30 protein-coding genes are annotated in these 18185 nt (G+C 27.5%); 13 read left to right on the top strand and 17 right to left on the bottom strand.

Going from position 1 to position 18185, the window contains the following annotated elements; all coding sequences use genetic code 11:
- Position 1 precedes the first annotated feature (1 nt).
- The 12 genes from FBF15_RS09695 to FBF15_RS05835 form a co-directional block, all read right to left on the bottom strand.
- Positions 2-583: a phage regulatory protein gene (locus tag FBF15_RS09695; RefSeq protein WP_165434600.1), complete on the bottom strand. Its 582-nt coding sequence runs from the start codon at positions 581-583 to the stop codon at positions 2-4.
- A gap of 53 nt (positions 584-636) precedes the next feature.
- Complete coding sequence (locus FBF15_RS05885; RefSeq protein ID WP_052819867.1) at positions 637-1389, bottom strand: site-specific DNA-methyltransferase; 753 nt, start codon at positions 1387-1389, stop codon at positions 637-639.
- Between the two features lie 2 nt (positions 1390-1391).
- The gene (locus FBF15_RS05880; RefSeq protein WP_002874350.1) at positions 1392-1727 is read right to left on the bottom strand and encodes a hypothetical protein; all 336 of its coding nucleotides are present in this window, start codon (positions 1725-1727) and stop codon (positions 1392-1394) included.
- Positions 1728-1729: 2 nt separating this feature from the next.
- On the bottom strand, positions 1730-2170 hold the full coding sequence (locus tag FBF15_RS05875; RefSeq protein ID WP_002801610.1) for a YopX family protein: 441 nt from the start codon (positions 2168-2170) through the stop codon (positions 1730-1732).
- Complete coding sequence (locus FBF15_RS05870; protein ID WP_002874351.1) at positions 2151-2429, bottom strand: hypothetical protein; 279 nt, start codon at positions 2427-2429, stop codon at positions 2151-2153. Before FBF15_RS05870 ends, FBF15_RS05875 begins: the two co-directional genes overlap by 20 nt.
- Positions 2410-3108 carry a hypothetical protein gene (locus FBF15_RS05865; RefSeq protein WP_052773603.1) on the bottom strand — a complete coding sequence of 233 codons (699 nt, stop codon included), beginning with the start codon at positions 3106-3108 and terminating at the stop codon, positions 2410-2412. The genes FBF15_RS05870 and FBF15_RS05865 overlap by 20 nt, the downstream gene beginning before the upstream one ends.
- Positions 3108-3845, bottom strand: a complete 738-nt coding sequence (locus FBF15_RS05860) for a hypothetical protein (RefSeq protein ID WP_002873576.1) — start codon at positions 3843-3845, stop codon at positions 3108-3110. The genes FBF15_RS05865 and FBF15_RS05860 overlap by 1 nt, the downstream gene beginning before the upstream one ends.
- A 1-nt stretch (position 3846) precedes the next feature.
- On the bottom strand, positions 3847-4701 hold the full coding sequence (locus tag FBF15_RS05855; RefSeq protein WP_011049697.1) for a lambda-exonuclease family protein: 855 nt from the start codon (positions 4699-4701) through the stop codon (positions 3847-3849).
- A gap of 1 nt (position 4702) precedes the next feature.
- Positions 4703-4930: a helix-turn-helix domain-containing protein gene (locus tag FBF15_RS05850; protein WP_002874355.1), complete on the bottom strand. Its 228-nt coding sequence runs from the start codon at positions 4928-4930 to the stop codon at positions 4703-4705.
- Positions 4921-5178, bottom strand: a complete 258-nt coding sequence (locus FBF15_RS05845) for a hypothetical protein (protein ID WP_002865124.1) — start codon at positions 5176-5178, stop codon at positions 4921-4923. Before FBF15_RS05845 ends, FBF15_RS05850 begins: the two co-directional genes overlap by 10 nt.
- Positions 5169-5438: a hypothetical protein gene (locus FBF15_RS05840; protein WP_002874357.1), complete on the bottom strand. Its 270-nt coding sequence runs from the start codon at positions 5436-5438 to the stop codon at positions 5169-5171. The genes FBF15_RS05845 and FBF15_RS05840 overlap by 10 nt, the downstream gene beginning before the upstream one ends.
- Positions 5439-5998: 560 nt before the next feature.
- On the bottom strand, positions 5999-6271 hold the full coding sequence (locus tag FBF15_RS05835; RefSeq protein WP_002865126.1) for a hypothetical protein: 273 nt from the start codon (positions 6269-6271) through the stop codon (positions 5999-6001).
- 141 nt (positions 6272-6412) lie between these two features.
- Here FBF15_RS05835 and FBF15_RS05830 point away from each other — a divergent pair, with 141 nt between their 5' ends.
- Positions 6413-6670, top strand: a complete 258-nt coding sequence (locus FBF15_RS05830; protein WP_052789483.1) for a hypothetical protein — start codon at positions 6413-6415, stop codon at positions 6668-6670.
- Positions 6671-6742: 72 nt separating this feature from the next.
- Here FBF15_RS05830 and FBF15_RS05825 read toward each other — a convergent pair whose 3' ends face one another.
- The 5 genes from FBF15_RS05825 to FBF15_RS05805 all read right to left on the bottom strand — a co-directional run bounded on the left by FBF15_RS05825 (position 6743) and on the right by FBF15_RS05805 (position 10682).
- Positions 6743-7198 carry a hypothetical protein gene (locus FBF15_RS05825; RefSeq protein WP_052819868.1) on the bottom strand — a complete coding sequence of 152 codons (456 nt, stop codon included), beginning with the start codon at positions 7196-7198 and terminating at the stop codon, positions 6743-6745.
- On the bottom strand, positions 7185-8408 hold the full coding sequence (locus FBF15_RS05820) for an AAA family ATPase (RefSeq protein ID WP_052775414.1): 1224 nt from the start codon (positions 8406-8408) through the stop codon (positions 7185-7187). The genes FBF15_RS05825 and FBF15_RS05820 overlap by 14 nt, the downstream gene beginning before the upstream one ends.
- A 99-nt stretch (positions 8409-8507) precedes the next feature.
- Entirely contained in the window at positions 8508-9167 is a 660-nt protein-coding gene (locus FBF15_RS05815) for a DNA/RNA non-specific endonuclease (protein ID WP_052819883.1), read from the bottom strand.
- 19 nt (positions 9168-9186) lie between these two features.
- Positions 9187-9954, bottom strand: a complete 768-nt coding sequence (locus tag FBF15_RS05810; protein WP_052819869.1) for a hypothetical protein — start codon at positions 9952-9954, stop codon at positions 9187-9189.
- Entirely contained in the window at positions 9951-10682 is a 732-nt protein-coding gene (locus FBF15_RS05805) for a S24 family peptidase (RefSeq protein WP_052819871.1), read from the bottom strand. Before FBF15_RS05805 ends, FBF15_RS05810 begins: the two co-directional genes overlap by 4 nt.
- Before the next feature lie 140 nt (positions 10683-10822).
- Here FBF15_RS05805 and FBF15_RS05800 point away from each other — a divergent pair, with 140 nt between their 5' ends.
- Genes FBF15_RS05800 through FBF15_RS05745 form a run of 12 tightly spaced genes read left to right on the top strand, consistent with a single transcriptional unit; the run spans position 10823 to position 18178 of the window.
- The gene (locus FBF15_RS05800) at positions 10823-11038 is read left to right on the top strand and encodes a hypothetical protein (protein WP_002865054.1); all 216 of its coding nucleotides are present in this window, start codon (positions 10823-10825) and stop codon (positions 11036-11038) included.
- Positions 11025-11495: a hypothetical protein gene (locus FBF15_RS05795; protein ID WP_002865055.1), complete on the top strand. Its 471-nt coding sequence runs from the start codon at positions 11025-11027 to the stop codon at positions 11493-11495. The genes FBF15_RS05800 and FBF15_RS05795 overlap by 14 nt, the downstream gene beginning before the upstream one ends.
- Positions 11455-11832 (top strand): hypothetical protein, encoded by a 378-nt coding sequence (locus FBF15_RS05790; protein ID WP_002826744.1) that lies wholly within the window; start codon positions 11455-11457, stop codon positions 11830-11832. Before FBF15_RS05795 ends, FBF15_RS05790 begins: the two co-directional genes overlap by 41 nt.
- Positions 11829-12830 (top strand): hypothetical protein, encoded by a 1002-nt coding sequence (locus FBF15_RS05785; RefSeq protein ID WP_032593200.1) that lies wholly within the window; start codon positions 11829-11831, stop codon positions 12828-12830. The genes FBF15_RS05790 and FBF15_RS05785 overlap by 4 nt, the downstream gene beginning before the upstream one ends.
- 10 nt (positions 12831-12840) lie before the next feature.
- Positions 12841-13491 (top strand): hypothetical protein, encoded by a 651-nt coding sequence (locus FBF15_RS05780; protein ID WP_002871222.1) that lies wholly within the window; start codon positions 12841-12843, stop codon positions 13489-13491.
- A gap of 17 nt (positions 13492-13508) precedes the next feature.
- Positions 13509-13889 (top strand): hypothetical protein, encoded by a 381-nt coding sequence (locus FBF15_RS05775; protein WP_002788333.1) that lies wholly within the window; start codon positions 13509-13511, stop codon positions 13887-13889.
- Positions 13889-14275 carry a terminase small subunit gene (locus FBF15_RS05770; RefSeq protein ID WP_002861661.1) on the top strand — a complete coding sequence of 129 codons (387 nt, stop codon included), beginning with the start codon at positions 13889-13891 and terminating at the stop codon, positions 14273-14275. The genes FBF15_RS05775 and FBF15_RS05770 overlap by 1 nt, the downstream gene beginning before the upstream one ends.
- Complete coding sequence (locus FBF15_RS05765; protein ID WP_002874372.1) at positions 14272-15564, top strand: hypothetical protein; 1293 nt, start codon at positions 14272-14274, stop codon at positions 15562-15564. Before FBF15_RS05770 ends, FBF15_RS05765 begins: the two co-directional genes overlap by 4 nt.
- On the top strand, positions 15554-15826 hold the full coding sequence (locus FBF15_RS05760; RefSeq protein ID WP_002781524.1) for a hypothetical protein: 273 nt from the start codon (positions 15554-15556) through the stop codon (positions 15824-15826). The genes FBF15_RS05765 and FBF15_RS05760 overlap by 11 nt, the downstream gene beginning before the upstream one ends.
- Positions 15807-17345 carry a hypothetical protein gene (locus FBF15_RS05755; RefSeq protein WP_002826750.1) on the top strand — a complete coding sequence of 513 codons (1539 nt, stop codon included), beginning with the start codon at positions 15807-15809 and terminating at the stop codon, positions 17343-17345. Before FBF15_RS05760 ends, FBF15_RS05755 begins: the two co-directional genes overlap by 20 nt.
- Positions 17338-17541: a hypothetical protein gene (locus FBF15_RS05750; RefSeq protein WP_000931940.1), complete on the top strand. Its 204-nt coding sequence runs from the start codon at positions 17338-17340 to the stop codon at positions 17539-17541. The genes FBF15_RS05755 and FBF15_RS05750 overlap by 8 nt, the downstream gene beginning before the upstream one ends.
- Positions 17531-18178, top strand: a complete 648-nt coding sequence (locus FBF15_RS05745) for a hypothetical protein (protein WP_002874373.1) — start codon at positions 17531-17533, stop codon at positions 18176-18178. Before FBF15_RS05750 ends, FBF15_RS05745 begins: the two co-directional genes overlap by 11 nt.
- Positions 18179-18185: the final 7 nt, after the last annotated feature.

Below are 18185 nucleotides of genomic sequence, written 5' to 3'. Positions count from 1 at the left end.
CTTATTTCCTTAATATTTTTTTCCATTTTTCTTCAAATTCATCATAATTTTTCCAATACTTAAGCTCTTTTTCTAATTTATTTAAAACAGCTTCAAAAACAGTATCTTTACCTATTTTTTCGGCAAATAAACTCATTTCCCATTCTTTTATGCAAATCATTCCATAATCACGAGCAAGTATTTTTCTAAGCTCAAGCAATTCTTTTTGACTAAGCTTTCTTTTAAAGCTTAACTCGTTTTTATGGTCTAGGTCGTATTTTAGGGCTTTGATTTTGTTTTCATATTTTTCCTTTTGCTGTGCTAATTGTGATTTGTAGCCGATTTTTTGATGATGATTTAAAGAATTTAGTCTTTGATTTTCATCGCTTATTTTGTTAAGTTTTTCAGCAATCCATATTCTTATAGAGCCTTTTTCTATAGATTTAATTTGAATATTTATATCAATTTCTATACCAAAAACAGATACTAATGAATTATTCAACTTATCAATACTTAGTAAAAAATCTGTAATTTTTTGGAAAAATAATGTAGCATTTTCTTCATTAAAATATTCAAATCTTAACTCATAAGTTTGTTCTGACATGTATTTCTTTCTTTATTAATAATTATTCTTTTATTATTTTATCAAAATTTTACTTAAGCAAATAGACTTCTTTCTATATGTTTAAACATAATTTCATTAGCACTTTTAAAAAAGTCTTTTTTAATCTCAAAGCCATAAGCTTTGCGGTTTAAATTTGTAGCTGCTAAAAGAGTGCTTCCGCTTCCAGCGCATGGATCTATAACAACATCACCTGCATCTGTAAAAATAGTGATTAATCTTTCTAGCAATTTAATAGGCTTTTGTGTGGGATGTACTTTAGGAATACCTTCATCTTTTTGCCAATCCATGCAGTTATAAATCATCTTTCCATCATTGTTAAATTTTGGAAGTTTTTCACGATATAAGATTAAAGCATATTCACAATTTCCAACTATTTTCATATTTGCTTTTAAAACTTGAGATGAGCTTTGTTTTCTAAAAACCAAATTTATATAATGATTAAAGCCATATTTTTTAGCTACTTCAATTAACATTACTTGTTGTTCAAAAGAGCAAAAAACAATCATGCAAGGACTTTTACCGCATTCTTTAGGTTCTTTTATAAGCATTTTTGAGCAAAAGTGCATAAATTCGCTAACTCTAAAATCATTATCTGTATCAAAAAATGCCTTGTTTGCTTTTTTGCTTTCTCCATTTTTATTATCCCCATTTATATACCATTCAGGAGATGAAGCATAAGCATTGTTTCTTAGATTATAAGGAATATCAGCTATTACAAGCTGTGCTTTTGGTATATTATATCTTTTAAAATTTTGAAAATGGTCGTTATATAAATTTAGTTTCATTTTTACTCCTCAGCTCCCTCGCATTCAGTGTTTATTTCTTTTAAAGTTTTCCCAGATTTGTCTTCATATATTATTGTTATCCTATAACTATACTCTCCATTTTGTTCCGAGTAACAAGGAATAAAGAATGTTCTGTTTTTATCTCCAAATCTGAAACCATAATCATTTGGCACCAGTTGAAAACTTTCTTCATCAAAGTCATAATTTAACGCTGATGGTTCTAATTGATCCCACTCTGCGTAATTGTATTCACAACAACTTTGACTATAAGTGTCCCACAATGAGTTGCCATTGTCGAACACAATTCCTTCATCATTTCCATATTTAATTATTTTCATCTTCATCCTTTCAATAATTCTTTATTTTCGTGTATATTGCCTACGACATATACATCTTCAATTGTTTTATTATTTTTATGTCTACGAAGGTCAAATAAGTACCCACCATCTCCATTAGATAATTTAGAACACAATCCCAACTCCATATCAAAACAAATAATTTCATAAAATATTTCTGAATTTTTTTCATTAGTAAATACTAAGCATTCTATAATATCTCCTATATAGATTTTATTACCTTTGTAATCATAGTAGCCTGTAAATAACTCTATCTCTAAATCATTCTTATTCTTTACAAACTCTACTTCATTAATTCTGTCAGTTTCAGTAAATGTGGCTCCTGCTTCTACAGGAGATTTGTCATATTTATGAAGTTCTATTTCATTAAGATATCTCTTTTCAGTATTATCCCAAATTCTAAAATCAAAGTCTTTTAGTTTCATTTTTATTCCTTAAAAATTTTTCAACATCTTCAAAAGCTTTAATAATAAGCTTTTTTTCATGAAAGTAATTTCTTCCGCTTGGCTTACTTTTGTAAATTTTGTAAGCCTTTCTGAGTTCTTTTTTACTTATGTGATTTTTATAATTTATTTTTTCAATTGCAATCCCATTGCTTCTTAAAAAATGACAAAAGCAACTTCTCCTCTCGCTAAATGGAACGATTTTTACAATTTCAAGATAATTAGAACGGCAAACTTTCATCATCATCATCTCCTATTTCGATATATTTTTCATTGTTATTGTTTTTTACTTCATTTCCATAAGGATTATAGCTTTGATTTTCTTTTGGAATAAATGATTTATTATTGTCGTTATTTAAAGATTTATGCCTTGCTTTAAAAGATTTTATAGATAAAGGCTCTTTATTATTTTGAAACTCATCCATGCTTTGCATTTTTTCATTAAAAATTCTATCAAGAAAGATTTTGTTAGCAAGTTCTCCATTTTTACTTAAATATTCTTCTGTTCCAAAACCTAAAACTAAAAGTTTATTAACTAAAGAATTTAGATAAATAACTTCAGTCTGCACCCCAAAAACATTCTCATTTCCCTTTTCGCTAAAATCAAGTTCATCAATTCCAAAGAATTTCATAATAGCATTTAATTGTCTAAATCCTAAATAATTTTCTTTTTCTCCATTTTTATTGATATAGCTAAAATCGTTATTTTTAGCTACAAAAAGATTAAAAATAGCTAGTTTTTGCTCTTTTCTGGTTAAAAATTCAAAACAAATAAAAGTATTATTGCTTCCATCGCTTGCCAATTTATCATATAAAAAGGCTTTGCGGAAAACTCCGCTATAAAGCCCACCTTCACTTAAATACTCTACGCTTGGCGAATAATTTGCCACTTCAAAACTTGCCTTAAATGCTGGTAACATTATAATCCTCCTTTTAATTGTGTTAAAAATTCATCTTTATTACTTAGAACTTCTTGTATTTTTTCACTTGTAAATAAAGAATGTTTTTTTATAAAATTGTTTTGCTCTTGGGTGTTTAAACCATTATCACTCATAAATTTTCTAAGTTCAGCACCTAAAGCTTTTATCTCTTTTGCTTTATTTTCTAAAGCTATTTTTTCATCACTACCCCAAACTTTTAAATCTTCATTTGGATTTAAAAATCGCTTTTCCTTTATTGTTTCTAATTCACTTTCATCAAGCATTCCAAGTCCGCAAATACTTAAGGTTACACGCCTTTTTGCTTTTGTGATAGCTTTCATTATTGCGTTTGCTAAATTATCGCCACCTAAATTTTTAATATTTAAAGCACCTGTATCGCAATCAGTTCTTCCATCTGGTGTTGCTGCGTAGGCTGTAACCATATAAATATCGCCAACTTGTGCCACTTCTGTTTTTGTAATACTTACTTTTCTTATTTGTCTTAGCTGATCTGTTGCTGATTTATTTGCATATAAAGTAAGTTTGCCATTTAATACTATATATTCAAAAGGCTTTGTAAGCATGTTTAAGCTTAAACTTTCACAAAGATTTTTAACATAACTCGCTCGTTCTACATCACTAAGTTTTGATAAATCACCTTTTACCAAAGCCAACTCATAAGGATTAAAATTTATTTCTAATTTATTTTCTTCTTTTAATACAACTTCATTACTCATTTTATGCTCCTTTTTTGATTTTTAAACACATTGAAATACTTTCTTTATAAAACTCTTTAGGCACAGTAATATTTTTTTGCTCTAAAAAGCCCTTATAATCAATTGTAGTTCTACTTTGCGGATAAATTGTAATATCCAAACATCTTGCTTTTTCTCCATTTGCTAAGGCTATGAGTTCTTTTTTAAGACTTTCTAGCTTTTCTTTAATAGGTTTAATCGTGTTTTCAAGCCTTATAATTTCAATCGTTAGATTTTTTGCTTTAGTATCTTCAAGCTCTTTATATTCACTTTTTTGATCTATGATATAATCTAATATAAATTGCTTTATATTTTTAACCAACCATTCTTGATAAGCTTCATCTTTTGAAACTTCGCACTCTACAATCTCTTCTTCTTTATTCATGGCTACAAAAATGCATTTTTCTTTACCACTGATATAGAGTTGAAATTGCACTTGAGCGTAGTATTTATCACTTGGCTTTTTATTTCTTTTGATAAAATCATACTCATCTTGCGAATATTTAAACTCATAAACAACCCCATTTTCATCAATACCATCTAAACTTGCTATAAACATTTCATTTTCTAGACTTTGCAAAACTACAGGAGTGATACTCACAGAATGTAAAAACTCAACTCTAGCTCTAATCAAAGCTTCATAGTTATTGCCTTTTTTCATAGCTTCATTTTGATAAACTTCTTTAAGTCCCAAGATGATATCTTTTGCTTCTTCTTTGGAATTAAAAGCACCTTTGATACCTACGCAAGATGCTACCATCGATGCACCTATTTTTCCTTTTCTAAAATTTAACCATTCATGGCTACCTTGTTCTAAGTTAATTATTCTGCAATTCATTTTATCCTGCCTTTTTTATTTTTGGAGTGCTTTTTAAAATATAAAAAGTATTTCTCGTTTCTTTGTTTCTAACTGTTTCTATTTCATAACCTTTATTTCGAAGATTATAAATATAAGCTCCAAGCCTTGTAGTAATTCTTTTATCAATGCAATAGAAATTATCTATAATTCCATTTTTTAATAATAGTTCTAAAACTATTTTTTCTTGTTGTTTTGATGTTATTTGCATTCTTTATCCTTTAATCTTTTTACTTCTTTAATAGCTTTATCATCATTTTTAAAAACGCCTATAAGCCCTAAAGCATCAAGTATTTTTATACGAAAATTACTAAGTTTTACATTGATTTTAATTTCTTCTTCTAGCTTCAATGAAATTTCATTTATAGCAGTATCTTTTAATGCTATTACACCTTTTAGCCTTTGAATTTCTTTTTCTAAATATCTTATTTTTTCATTTTTTTTACTATTTAGGAACATAGTTTCGACCTTTCTTTTATATAAAGAAGCTCATAAATTTTATTTTGCAAAGAGCTAATTTCTTTTATATTTTTCATATTTGCTTCTATTTGATCTTTTAACTCTTTTAAAAGTTCTATTTTTTCATTTTCAAGATTAGAAATTTCAGTTTTTAAAGATTTATTTTCATCTTTTAAAGACTTATTTAGCTTCATTTCTTTTCTATATTCATCTTTGCTAAGTTTAATGATGACTTGTTCTTTTGTGTGATAAGCTTTCATTTTTTTCTCCTTTTAGATTAATGCTTAAAAGGGACAACTGAGTTCTTTAGAATAGGAAATAAAACAAAAAGGTAAATTCTCAAGTAGTTAATTTGTAAAAGTTGCCCCATTTAAGCATTAAAGGAGTTTAAGAAAAGCCGAGTAAATCCGCAAGTCTCGGCATTGTATAATCGTTTAAGTTTATGCTAAGCGGATTTAGTTAAAATTTATCTGTGTTAAAAAATATTAGAGTTTTATAAGCTCTCTAATTAGCTCTAAGATTAAGATTAAAATTGTTAAAATTTTATCCCACATTTTAGAGCCTCCTTTCTCAACACCGAGACAAGTTAGCAACTTAAACTTTATAATTATACTTTCTTTTTCTTAAACTCTTGATTTTCTGTCGTTTTTAAAGTGCAAGAAAACCTTAAAAATAGCACTATAAACAATAATAGCGAGCCAAGTTTATGGATAACTTGCTAACCCTTCCGCTATACAGAACTATCAACGCAATAGTAAAGCTTAATTTTCAAGCGGTCAAAAGCTTAATAAAGCCCTTTTTTAAAGGACTTGTTAAACTTTTAAAAAAGCTTTTTGCAGTGTTTTTCGAATTTTCTAACTCTATCTAAAAGCTCATAAGCATTTCTTATAAATTCATCTCCATAAGCCTGTAAGGATATTGCTATTTCTTCATCATCTTCTAAGCTTATTTCCAAAGAGTTTTTAAAATCTTGCAAGTTTGCAAATATATTTTCTAAATTCTCTTTGCTTTCAAACTCATTTGCAATTAATTCTTTTGTTTGGCTAGAAATTCTTTTTTCTTCTCTATCAAAATAAAAATCTGTAAAACTCATTTTTTCTCCTTTTTGTTTTGTTAAAATAATTGTAGTATTACTACACTTAAACTATGCTTAAATAATAGTAGTATTCCTACATTTTTTAAAAATATTTTTTTGGTATAATTTCTTAATAGAAAATAATTAAAAGGATTGATTTTGTTTATTAGAGCATTAAGAGTTCTTTTCATCTTATCTTTTGTTGCGGATTTGACTATCATAGGACTGTTTGTTGGTATTCCTTTGTTTTTGATTTTATGGGGAATTCAATATATTATTTATGGTGAAAAAAATCCTTTTTTTGTATTTGCAAAACACAATTCTAAGCCTTACCAAGAAGATATTATAGATGTTGAAGTTGAAGATGAAAAACCAAAAAAATCCTTAAAAACATTTTTAGAAAATTGGAAGGATTAATGCGATGGATATAAAAGGTTGATGGAGTATTGAGAGTTATAAATATATGGATAAATTATTTGATATCCAGTTTTACTTGCTAATTGTTTTAGTATTTGGATTATATTTAAGTCTTAAGGTGTTGCTTGAAGTAAGCAATGGAAATTTAAAGTTTTTCTTTTTAAATCGAGACGTATTGTTTTGCATTATAGTATTTGCTTGCGGATTCCCAGTATATACTATAGCCGCATATCTTTTTTCAAATTTTTCGTTAAGAAAATCATGTGTAGTTAATATTTGCTCAATAGCTTTTTTTATATCTCCACCTTTTAGCTCTATATATATAATTATTTTCTTTAAGTCGGTTGTGGTAGCAACATAATCACATCTTGTGACTTTATTTTCTATTTTGTTGGTATCTTTTGTATCAATTAGAATTTTATAAAATTTCTCTCCATTGCAATGTAACTCTAGCTCTACATTTTGCTTACATTTTAATATCCTATCATGCTCTTGCTGATTTGGTTCTATAAATCTATTTATCATCATCCAATTCTGCTATTTTGTAAAAATCATCCATTATTTCACTTGATGCGATATCTATATATTCAGCATCAATTAGGCCTGTTTCTTTATGTATAATTAATTCAACTTTTCCATTTTCTAATTTATAAGCCGCTAGGTCTTTGTGATCCATAATATTTTTTTTATTAATTATTTCATAAATATTATTTTTTTTATTATCGTGTAGTTTTTGTTCAACCATTGAAGCATATAAGATATTATTCAATGATGTTAATATATACGGGCTATGAGTTGAAAATATGATATTTGGTTTATTTTTTGAATTCCTAAGGCTTGCAAGATAATAAGCCATATTTTTTTGATTAATTGGAAATAGATTTGATTCTGGCTCTTCTATAAAAATATCCAAAGATGGTTTATTTTTCTGAGAAAAAAGAAATTTAAGAGAATCAACGCGTTCCGATATTTCTTCTTCGATTCTTTGGTATTGCTCTTTTAAATTGTTTTTATTTATAATGAATTTATTTAATATGTTTTCAAGAATAATTTTTTTAACGCTTTTTTGTTCGATATCATAATCATAGGCAAAATAATTACATATTATTTCTAATATACTAGCACTTTTCTCCCCAGAACTTGATTGTTCAAATGGTATTTTAATGTCATTATATTTTAAATAATATCTATCAAAATTTGCTTCTCTTTCAGATGTAAATGTTATATTTTTTATAATATTTAGTTTAAAGTTCTTTGAATTTTTAACACTTTCAATAAAATTTGCTATCATATCATCTGTATGGTATGATAATTTGATTTTTCTTTGTTGAGGAAGTGCAAACAACTCTGGTAAAAAATTTCTAGTATCATTTATAAATATTATTTTTCCAATTGGTTTTTTACTTTTTATTTGATGTATGGTTATATCTTCATTTTTTATTTCTATTATTGGAGTTTTATCATCTATTAATTTAATTTCGGTTTTTGTATTTATATAAGTATCTAACATAGATTCTTTAAGATATTCATTAAATTTTTCTTGACTTATAGAATTAAGTAATTTTGGATCATGAAACGATTGCATCCATTCATGTTTATATATCCATTTAAGCAGACTAACTGTCCTTAAAAGGACACTCTTTCCACTTCCGCTTTTTCCTATAATTACTATAAAAGGTTTTAAGATTATTTTTGCTTCTTGTATAGGTCCTAAATTTTTAATTATTATTTTTTGCATTAAATATTACCTTATTAAAATATTTACAATTATATCTTATAAAAATAAAGAAAATGTTTTTGATATTAATTATAATTTTTGCTTTGTGGGATTTTGACCTTAAATATGAATTTTACCACAATTAACCTTATATTTTCTTATACTCTCATCTTCTACTTCATGATTTGGCACTTGGTAACATTCTTTAAAATTATCACCTTTTAAAATCTTAGTGTAAGAGCTTGGAATAGCAATTTGATTTCTTATTCTTTGTGGATTATTATCATAATTAACTAAATTTAAAACTTCTAAACTTCCAAGCTTCAAAGCTGCTTGTCTTTCTCTTTTTTCAATTTTATTCCAAACTCTTTGATTGATTTGTGGATTTTGTGGAGTAATATTACTCATTAAAAAAGTGCTTCTTTGAGCTTGAGTTGTTTTTCTCATTGAAGCATTAGAAAGAGTGTGCCCTCTATCATAACCGCTGTTTTTATAATCACTCCATGTAGTGCGGTATTTTTTAGGTATATTTGTATCATCTTCAAAGCGTGGGCGTTTTTTGATTTGTTCGCCTTTTAAATTATCCGCTTCTAATCTATAAGCTACGGCTTTAGTGCCTTTATAATTATAATCATAGCAATTTAGATAATAGAATTTATCTAAAACTTGTGAGCAGTTTTGTTTAGTAAAATACTTGGCAAAATCTTCGCTTGGCTTGTATTGTGTGTAATCAGCTAAAGCTAGAGTGGATAACAATGGTAAAAGTATGAGTTTTTTCACTGGCAATTTCCTCTTTATTTTAATTACAATCTTTAGTCATAAATTTATATAGCGTGTTTTTATCCAAATGAAATGCAAATTTTTCATTAAATGGTGATATTGAAACCTTATTATCTCCCAATAAATGTATATAAGCATTAGGTGAAACTTTTGAACATATTGTATTATTTTGATAATACGAAGTCATGTGGATAATGCTAGATGCAATATTAAGTATCTGAAAATAGCCAAACATTAAAAAAAATAAGAAATAAAAAATAGATAAAATGCCATAAAAAATAGAGCAAAATATATGAGTTCTATTTTTAAAATGAGTTTTTTGTATTATATAGTCAATAGGTTTTTGAGTTAAGAAATCAAGATTTAAAAATATAATTTTTAACAAATTTGGAAGCATATAGATTAAAAGGGATACTGCTATAATTAATAATAATATAAAAGTTGTTAAAATAGTTATTATTAGAATAATGTGAATAATATTAAAAATATTTATAGCATAATTATAACTGTCTGGCATATAATTCACTGTGGTATAAATTATATGTCTCGAAAAAAATTCAGCTATATAATATAATCCAAAAAAAATTAACAAATTATATATTTTAGCAAAATTAACTCTTTTAATAACTTGATATAAGTCTAAAAATCCCAAAATAAGAATTAAAATAAATCCTATAATACAAATAAATTTATTAATTTTAAAACCAGTAAAAATAACTGCAAAACCTATAAAATATAATACATAATAATTATTTTTTAGATAAACTATTATTTTATTTAAATTCATCCCACCACTTCTATAAAATTTTTAAAGGTTTCAATCGCCATTTTTGATACTACAGCACCTAAGATCTCGCATTGTTCAAATTCGCTATTATCTACTTTTTTATCCTCGTATTTTTTATTTTCAGAAACTAAAAAAATATAATCTTCAAAAGGTTCTTTTTTAATTTTTTTGCAAAATAAATCATCATTTTTTCTAAAAATAACAATATCTGCATTTGAAATAGTCTCAAGTGAATTTTTACTTCTATCTATAATAATAAAATCTCCATTAGATAAAATAGGTTCCATGCTATCGCCATTAATTTTTATAATATCATAACTCTTCTTTATAGGTATATCTAAAATTTCTTTTAGAAAATTTTCATCAACGGAAACTATTTTAACTTCTTCACTTTGAGATGAGGTTCCAAGTCCTGCACTTGCATAAATATCTGGAAAATATCTGAAATTTATTTGATTATCATCTTGTAAAAAAGATTTTATACTATCATTTACTGGAGCAAGTTTACTAACTGGTACTTCTAAAACTTTTGCCATAGTTATAATATTTTTGTAATCTTCAGGTTGATTGCTTTCACTTCTATACCAATAAGTTATTCCATCTAAAGTGATTTCATATCCATTTTCTGAAAGCATCTGTGCAAATTTTGCTCTGCTTATTTTTTTTTCTTTTAAAATTTGTGATAAATATTCTTTATCAAGCTTATAAAATGTTTTATTTTTTTCCATTTTTTATCCACCTTATTAATTGTAGTAATTATACATCGACTATTTAAAAAAATATATGTAGTATATTTACATATTTTTTAAACTTAATTTTATAGTAGTTATGCTACATTTTTAAAAATATTTTTAGGAATTGTAAGAATATGAATAGAAAAAAATTAAAAAAAATACTACTTGATTATTATAGTAAAGATGGCGTTGGAAGTATTTTAAGCTCTAGAATAGGAATTAAAGTTCAAGTAGCTGGAGAACTTTGGGAAAAACATCAAATACCACCTAATATTTGGGGTAAAAATAATAGGAATAAATTGCTTAAATTTTTGGGAGAAAGCGAAAGGATAGAGAATGAAAGTGATTAAAATCAACTCTTCTTTTATTAGACCACATACAATTAAAAGTTTTAGTGTTTATGCTGAGCAAGAATTTATTGTTCTTAAAATTTTTAATGGAATAAATTATATACAGCATTTTAAAATATTTCAAAACAAAGAGTTGGATTATCATTATATTTTTGGAGCAAAACAAAATTCAAAAACAGTTATGATATTGGATGAAATAGATAACTTGATGCAAAAACTCGCAGCAAATACTAGCCTTGAGGTTAAAAGACTTTTATCAAAAAGAAAGGGTTCTATTTTTAAAAATGAAACAATGTTTTTAGATTGTGAATTATTTAATTTTTTAGCGAAAAGCGAAGAAAAAAATAATATAGAACTACTTGTAAAAGAATATCGCAAAGAGCAAAGAAAAATAGGATTTTTCAAAAGGTTTTTTTATGAAATTAGTTTTTTTGATTTACATAGCATCAATACTTGACGATATCAATCGCGTATTCTTTACCGCAGGCATTTTGACTCTTGCTTGTGGTATTTTTTCAATTATTCTCTACTATGGTAGCAAATTTGAACACAATGAAGAATTTGCAAATATAGCAATAAAAGGAATGAAAATCTTTATTCCTATTAGCATAATAACAGGATCTATTGCAATTCTTACTCCAAGCAAACAAACTGCTTATTTAATGGCTGGTGCTTATATAGGAAATCAAGTTGCTACTAGTGAATTTGTAAATAATAGATTAGAAAAAATCATAGAAATTATAGATTTGAATCTTGATAAGCAAATCAAAGAATTACAAGGATTTAAAAAATGATACCAAGTTTTATAGCAAGCTTTGATGTGGCTGTCGGGCGAAAAAGATTGAGAGAAAGAAAAGGCTATTTGAAATTATCAAACACTATAGCTTATGGAGGACTTAGTGTTGATGCTCTGGCATTATATATACAACTAGCTAAACTTAGTGAAAAAACGATTATAAGCGAGATCTATCTAAGAGAGTTTATAAAAGTTAAAAATAATCAAAGAATGAGTTTAAATAGATTAAGAATTGCCAAAAAAGAATTAATTGAACTCAGACTTTTAGAAATTAAAAAGGTTAGAAATGGCTCTTTAAATTTTTATGAGTGGATTTTAAAAGATGAAAATTATCAAATTAAAAAACATTTTAACAAAGCTTTATCTTTGCTTAAAAGCAGTGATGAAAAGCTAAGCAAAACTCTTAAAAATAACACTTCATCAATCGACAGAAAATCAACTACTGAAAACGAAAAAAAAGAGAATTTACATTATATAGAAACACGCACGCACGCACACGATAATAAATTTATAAATAATATAAATATTAATAATAATAAATTTATAAAAAAAGAGAATTTAGAAAATTTAAAAAATAATCAAGAAAAGAAAGAATGCGTTTCTAATCAAAACGCCTCTTTTGTGACGAGCTTTATTGATTTTGGCAAAAAGGAGTTAGAGAAAATGGCAAAAAAAGAGTTTAAAGTCCCAAATGCAAATGAACTTATGAGACAAATAATAGCTTTTAATGAGAAAAATGGCACAAACTTTGGTGAAGAGTTGGCTAATGATTTTATAGGCTATTGGGATGCTAGAGAATGGAAAAGAAATGGAAAAAGAATGTCAAGTGTGGCAGGAAGTCTTTATACATGGCTTAAATACGCTAAAGAAAATGAAGCAAGAAAAAATCAGCGTTTTAACAGAAAAAAAGAAGCCAATCCTAGTGTGGTTGATAGCTTGATGGAGTATTACGGAATGAAAGATGAGAACAAAGACAAGATCTTAGGATGCTTTTAAGGAGTAAAAAATGCAAGAAAAAATACAAATTTTAATGGACTTATTGGAAATTAATAAGGCTCAGGCAACTGATATTGTAGGTAGATATCTCAAAAGCGTTAAGGATATTCATGCTTTCTTAGATTTTTATTTCGAAACTTTAGAAAGAGAGAATATCGTAGGGACAACCTATGAGAAATTAAGAAGAGTTTGCAAAAGGGCTGAAATCGAGTTTAAAAAGCGTTTTGAAGACAAAGAAATTTTTTTAGAATGGTTAAAAAATAAATATAAAAATAGTCCATTTTTTAGATTGCTTGAAAGTGATTTTAAATACTCATATGTTTGTTATGATGGACAGGGCAACCTTTTTAAACGATTAGCAAAATCAATTAATATGTTGGTTTGTCTAAATAATTTTGGAGAATTAACCTACGAAGATGGAGAAATGCTAAAAAATAACGAATTTAAACACGCTTTAATAGATTTTATATTTAAAAATCAAGAGCGCATAGGAAAAGATATATATATAAATACTTCTTATAAGATAAAAGGATATACATCTTTAAGCCATGAAGAAGAATATAATAACTTTAAGAAGGTACAGAAAAAATTTTTTAAGGAGAATCAAGAAGAATTTCAAAAGAAAGTAAAAGTCAAAATGGCTTTTAAAAATATAAGCTAAATTTAAGAAAGTCTGAAATGGAAAAGTATATTTTAAAAATTGATTTAAAAAGCAACCCAGTTCCTTATAAAAGAACCACGCAAAGATCTAAATTTGCATGTAAAGATTATCTTAAATATTTAGATTTTAAAAAACTCTTGCAAATGGAGTTTAGAAGACAAAATAATATTAGCTGTTTTCAAGCCTTTGATAAGCAAAAGAAATATGAGTTTTCTTTAAAAATAGGATTTAACAGCAAAAGGCATGGCGATGGGGACAATATCGTAAAATGCGTGTTAGATGCGTTATTTGAAAACGATAAGAATGTTTTAAAAGGCGATTATGAGATTATTAGTTTTAAAAAATCTTTTTTAGACTTAGAAATCAAAGAATTTAATTTTAAAGAAGGGGTGGCTTGATGGCTAGAATGATGACAAATGGCAAAAGTATGACAAAAGAAGAGCTTGTTTCAAAAATAGAGAGTTATTTTAATGAAAGAGTTGTCTTAAAAGAAACTAAGGAGAGTATTATTTTTGCACCTAAAACAAAAGTGGGATTAGCTGTGTATTTAGGAATTACAATACAAACTTTAGGCGAGTGGGAGAAGGATAAGGATTTTGGAGAAATTGTATCTCAAGCTAAGCAAAAATGTGAAATGGATATTTTAAACCATTCCTTAATCGGCACTTATACTCCTAGCGTTAGTATGTTCTTGCTAAAAAATCAACATGGATATGTGGATAAACAAGAAGTTGTCAGCGATAACGTTCAAAAAATTGAAATTATAAGAAGTGAAATCAAATGAAATTAAAAATCGATTTTTCTTACACTCCGGCACAACTTAAAGTTTTTGATGATAAAAATCCACGCTTTATAACTGTAGCAAAGGGCAGAAGACTTGGTTTTACAAGGGGAAGTGCTAAGTTTGTTATCGAAAACTTGCTTTTAGGACAAAATGTTTTATGGGTGGATACCATACAAGCAAATTTACAAAATTATTACGAGTTATATTTTACACCTGAGTTAAAAAACTTGCCAAAAGATTTTTACTCATGGAGTGTGCAAGATAAGAAACTAATTATTAATGGAGCAGTGCTTCATATGAGAAGTGCTGAAAGAAGTGAAAATATCGAAGGTTTTGGATATGACCTTGTTATCTTAAACGAAGCAGGAATTATTTTAAAAGGTAGTAAAGGAGAGTATCTTTGGTATAACGCCATACGCCCTATGTTGCTTGATAACCCTAAATCAAGAGCGATTATCGGTGGAGTTCCTAAAGGAAAAAATCTATTTTATGAACTTTGCAAAAAAGAATTAAGTGATAAGAATTGGAAACATTTTCAATTCTCAAGCTATGATAATCCATTTTTAAAAGAAGAGCAAATTAAAGAATTAATTGAAGAAGTAGGCGGAGAAGGTAGTGAAGTTGTCAAGCAAGAAATTTATGGCGAGTTTATAGATAGCTCGAGTGCTGAATTATTTTCTCTAAGTGAAATTGAAAATGCGATGAGCAAGAACTCTTTTAGTATTGAAAAAATGCAAGGCGAGAATATTTGGGGGCTTGATGTAGCAAGATATGGAGATGATAAGAGTGCTTTAGCAAAAAGAAAAGGTTTTGTAATTTATGAGATTAAAAAATACTCACAACTTGGAACTATAGAATTAGCAAACAAAATACTAGCCGAATACAATCAAAGCGAAGATAAACCAAAAGGTATTTTTATAGACACCTGCGGTCTTGGCGTTGGCGTATATGATGTCTTGTTAAATTATGGTTTGCCTGTATTTGAGGCAAATTCTGCAAATTCTGCAACCAGTAATGAATACTTAAATAAAAGAGCGCAAATGTATTTTACATTTGCTAAAAACTTAAAACACATGGAGCTTGTTAAAGATGAAGAATTAAAAAAAGATATGAGAATGATTGAATATGAATATAGCGACAAGGGGCTTTTAAAGATAGTTTCAAAAGAACAATTAAAAAAGAACTATGGCAAAAGTACTGATGTTAGCGATGCGGTGGCATTAACTTTTTTTGAAAAACTATACAGCAGAAACAATACTAATGAAGATTGGAGTTATGATGGCTGGTGAGTTTTTAATGATCTATGATGCAATTGATGTAAACAAAATAAAAAAGCTTTCAAATTTAAGCGATGAGGCTATAAAGTCAAGTCTTGCAAATGAATTTTTAGAACTTGTATCAGGATTTAATAATATTTCTAAAAAGAAATTTAAAAGAGAATTTGCGGAGTTTTTATTTGAAAAAGGAGTGAATGAAAAAGATATTTTAAAAATAACAAATTTAAGCAAAACAACAATATGGAGAATTATGAATGAAAACAAAAAGAACTAATGATGAGAGAGTATCGTTTTTAACGCAACTCATTAGCGAAAGTAAAAGTGGATATGAAAATTACAAACCACACTTTAAAGAATTGCAAGATGCTTATTTGCTTGAAAATAAGGTAATGCAAAAATTGAGAAAAAGAAATAAATCAAGTATTTACATACCAAAAATAAACGCTAAGGTAAAGTATTTAATTACTAGCTTAAATGATGTATATTTTAATAGTGAGAGAATGGCAGATATTGAAACTTACATTAATAGCGATGATACGATTATAGAGCTATGGCAGAATGCAATTGATTTTTATAGTGGTAAAATCAATATGTTTAAGATTTTTCAACCGCTTTTCTTAGATGTTTTACTTGTGGGAACAAGTATAGCTAAGGTTACTTGGCATAAGGGAATGCCACGCATTGAAAGAGTAGATATTGATAGTATATTCTTTGATCCAAATGCGTTAAATAGCGAGGATGTAGGATATATAGTCAATGAAATTTACCTAACCTATAATCAAATCCATGAAAGACAAAAGCTAGGTTTTTATAAAAAAATTGAAATTAAAAAGCTTTTTGATGAAGATGATGAGTATAAAAAAGTAAAGCTTTATGATATTTATGAAAGAAAAAACGATGATGAGTGGGTGGTTTCTACCTTATTTGAAAATAATTTACTTAGAAATGAAGTTACTTTGCAAGATGGACAGCCTTTTATCTGGGGTTCAATGCTACCACAACTTAAAAAGATAGATAACGAAAACTATGTAAGTGCTTATGGCGAGCCTATAATGGCTTCTGCTATGCCTTTGCAAGATGAAATTAATATAACTAGAAATCTTTTAATAGATGCAGTAAGAACTCATATCATGCCTAAAATAATGATGCCAAAATCAATGGGAGTAAGCAGAGAAGATATAGAAACCTTAGGAAAACCAATATATACAGACGATCCAAAGGGTGTGCAAATATTACCACCACCAAATGTAAATAGTGCGGGAATGAATTTACAGCTTTTAGAAAGCGAACTCACAGAAGTTACAGGAGTTAGTCCACAAAACAATGGAGCTCAAACTGCACAAAATGAAACAGCAACAGAAATTAGCATAAAAGCACAAGAAGGCGGAAGAAGAAGTGCTGACTATATAAGACAGTATAACGAAACTTTTATAGAGCCTTTATTTGATAGATTTGCAATGCTTGTTTTTAAGTATGGAGAAGATAGTTTTTTTAATGGTTTTCAAAGAGAGGATATACCTAGTTTTAGATTTAAAATTCAAACCGGCACAGGTGCCATGAATAAAGAAATTAGACGCGCAGGAATTCAAGCTAGTATGCAAGTTTTTTCACAATTATATCAAATGTATATGAGCATAGGCGATGCAAATTCTGCTTATGGGATTATAAATGCTAGTAAAGAACTTACTAAAGAATTATTACCAATTTTAGGTGTAAAGAATGTAAATAGTTTATTTGCTTTTGAAAATAATGAAGATATTAATCCACAAATGCAAGGAGAAGCTAATGCTTAATATTGAAATTAAAAGTGATATATCTAAAACTAAAGGAGGAAAGAAATTAATAGATTTTATCAAAGCAAAATATAGTGAATGTTTTTATATAGCAAAAAATAACGATGAGAAAGAGTTAAGGTTAAAAGCTTTAGATACTATGGCTTTTTTAGACATAATAATCAATAAAATAAAGGATGAAGAAGATGGAAAATGATGCTTTAAAAGATTTAATAAATGTCATAACAGATGATGATAAAGGACAAGCTGCTAATAATGGCGATGAACCTACGCAAGTAGTAGATAATGAATCTACGCAGGTTGTTAATGAGAACGAGCCTGATTATAAGGCGATGTTTGAAGCTTATAAAAGTGAAAATGACAACAAATTAAATGCTTTAATGAGTGAGCTTGAAGCTTTAAAAAATCCAAAAAAAGAGCCAAGTGAACAAGAATTACAAAGAGAGCAGTATTTAAAAGAATTAGGACTTGATGGACTTGATGAGAAATTAAAAAGGCTTGAAGAGCTTGATAAAAAGCAAAAAGACAAAGAAGAGCAAGATGCACTAATCGCTAAATACGCACAAGTAGAAAGTGAGTTAAGAAAAGCCTATCCTGATGCGGATTTAAAGGCTATGGCAGAACTTGCAACAAAATTAAATGGTTTAGGCGAAGGTAATATTGACAGCTGGAAAACCTTGCTTAATTTGGTCGGAAAATCAAATAATGCCAAAAAAGCTGAAGATTTATCAAGTGCAAATAATAATGTAAGAACTAGTGATTTTAACGATAAGTTAAAAAAAGGCGAAGTTAGCGAGATAGATCTAGGCAAAGAATTATTAAGTTTAGTATAAAGGAGAA

The sequence above is a fragment of the Campylobacter sp. CFSAN093233 genome, assembly GCF_011068165.1.
Lineage (GTDB): Bacteria > Campylobacterota > Campylobacteria > Campylobacterales > Campylobacteraceae > Campylobacter_D > Campylobacter_D jejuni.
Note: the sequence above shows the minus strand (reverse complement) of the source record. Positions and strands in the feature narration are given on the sequence as shown.

Excerpts from the sequence above, each read along its gene's own strand:
- FBF15_RS09695 (WP_165434600.1), bottom strand. The coding sequence starts at position 583 with ATGTCAGAACAAACTTATGAGTTAAGATTTGAATATTTTAATGAAGAA.
- FBF15_RS05885 (WP_052819867.1), bottom strand. The coding sequence starts at position 1,389 with ATGAAACTAAATTTATATAACGACCATTTTCAAAATTTTAAAAGATAT.
- FBF15_RS05880 (WP_002874350.1), bottom strand. The coding sequence starts at position 1,727 with ATGAAAATAATTAAATATGGAAATGATGAAGGAATTGTGTTCGACAAT.
- FBF15_RS05875 (WP_002801610.1), bottom strand. The coding sequence starts at position 2,170 with ATGAAACTAAAAGACTTTGATTTTAGAATTTGGGATAATACTGAAAAG.
- FBF15_RS05870 (WP_002874351.1), bottom strand. The coding sequence starts at position 2,429 with ATGAAAGTTTGCCGTTCTAATTATCTTGAAATTGTAAAAATCGTTCCA.
- FBF15_RS05865 (WP_052773603.1), bottom strand. The coding sequence starts at position 3,108 with ATGTTACCAGCATTTAAGGCAAGTTTTGAAGTGGCAAATTATTCGCCA.
- FBF15_RS05860 (WP_002873576.1), bottom strand. The coding sequence starts at position 3,845 with ATGAGTAATGAAGTTGTATTAAAAGAAGAAAATAAATTAGAAATAAAT.
- FBF15_RS05855 (WP_011049697.1), bottom strand. The coding sequence starts at position 4,701 with ATGAATTGCAGAATAATTAACTTAGAACAAGGTAGCCATGAATGGTTA.
- FBF15_RS05850 (WP_002874355.1), bottom strand. The coding sequence starts at position 4,930 with ATGCAAATAACATCAAAACAACAAGAAAAAATAGTTTTAGAACTATTA.
- FBF15_RS05845 (WP_002865124.1), bottom strand. The coding sequence starts at position 5,178 with ATGTTCCTAAATAGTAAAAAAAATGAAAAAATAAGATATTTAGAAAAA.
- FBF15_RS05840 (WP_002874357.1), bottom strand. The coding sequence starts at position 5,438 with ATGAAAGCTTATCACACAAAAGAACAAGTCATCATTAAACTTAGCAAA.
- FBF15_RS05835 (WP_002865126.1), bottom strand. The coding sequence starts at position 6,271 with ATGAGTTTTACAGATTTTTATTTTGATAGAGAAGAAAAAAGAATTTCT.
- FBF15_RS05825 (WP_052819868.1), bottom strand. The coding sequence starts at position 7,198 with ATGATGATAAATAGATTTATAGAACCAAATCAGCAAGAGCATGATAGG.
- FBF15_RS05820 (WP_052775414.1), bottom strand. The coding sequence starts at position 8,408 with ATGCAAAAAATAATAATTAAAAATTTAGGACCTATACAAGAAGCAAAA.
- FBF15_RS05810 (WP_052819869.1), bottom strand. The coding sequence starts at position 9,954 with ATGAATTTAAATAAAATAATAGTTTATCTAAAAAATAATTATTATGTA.
- FBF15_RS05805 (WP_052819871.1), bottom strand. The coding sequence starts at position 10,682 with ATGGAAAAAAATAAAACATTTTATAAGCTTGATAAAGAATATTTATCA.
- FBF15_RS05800 (WP_002865054.1), top strand. The coding sequence starts at position 10,823 with ATGAATAGAAAAAAATTAAAAAAAATACTACTTGATTATTATAGTAAA.
- FBF15_RS05795 (WP_002865055.1), top strand. The coding sequence starts at position 11,025 with ATGAAAGTGATTAAAATCAACTCTTCTTTTATTAGACCACATACAATT.
- FBF15_RS05790 (WP_002826744.1), top strand. The coding sequence starts at position 11,455 with ATGAAATTAGTTTTTTTGATTTACATAGCATCAATACTTGACGATATC.
- FBF15_RS05785 (WP_032593200.1), top strand. The coding sequence starts at position 11,829 with ATGATACCAAGTTTTATAGCAAGCTTTGATGTGGCTGTCGGGCGAAAA.
- FBF15_RS05780 (WP_002871222.1), top strand. The coding sequence starts at position 12,841 with ATGCAAGAAAAAATACAAATTTTAATGGACTTATTGGAAATTAATAAG.
- FBF15_RS05775 (WP_002788333.1), top strand. The coding sequence starts at position 13,509 with ATGGAAAAGTATATTTTAAAAATTGATTTAAAAAGCAACCCAGTTCCT.
- FBF15_RS05770 (WP_002861661.1), top strand. The coding sequence starts at position 13,889 with ATGGCTAGAATGATGACAAATGGCAAAAGTATGACAAAAGAAGAGCTT.
- FBF15_RS05765 (WP_002874372.1), top strand. The coding sequence starts at position 14,272 with ATGAAATTAAAAATCGATTTTTCTTACACTCCGGCACAACTTAAAGTT.
- FBF15_RS05760 (WP_002781524.1), top strand. The coding sequence starts at position 15,554 with ATGGCTGGTGAGTTTTTAATGATCTATGATGCAATTGATGTAAACAAA.
- FBF15_RS05755 (WP_002826750.1), top strand. The coding sequence starts at position 15,807 with ATGAAAACAAAAAGAACTAATGATGAGAGAGTATCGTTTTTAACGCAA.
- FBF15_RS05750 (WP_000931940.1), top strand. The coding sequence starts at position 17,338 with ATGCTTAATATTGAAATTAAAAGTGATATATCTAAAACTAAAGGAGGA.
- FBF15_RS05745 (WP_002874373.1), top strand. The coding sequence starts at position 17,531 with ATGGAAAATGATGCTTTAAAAGATTTAATAAATGTCATAACAGATGAT.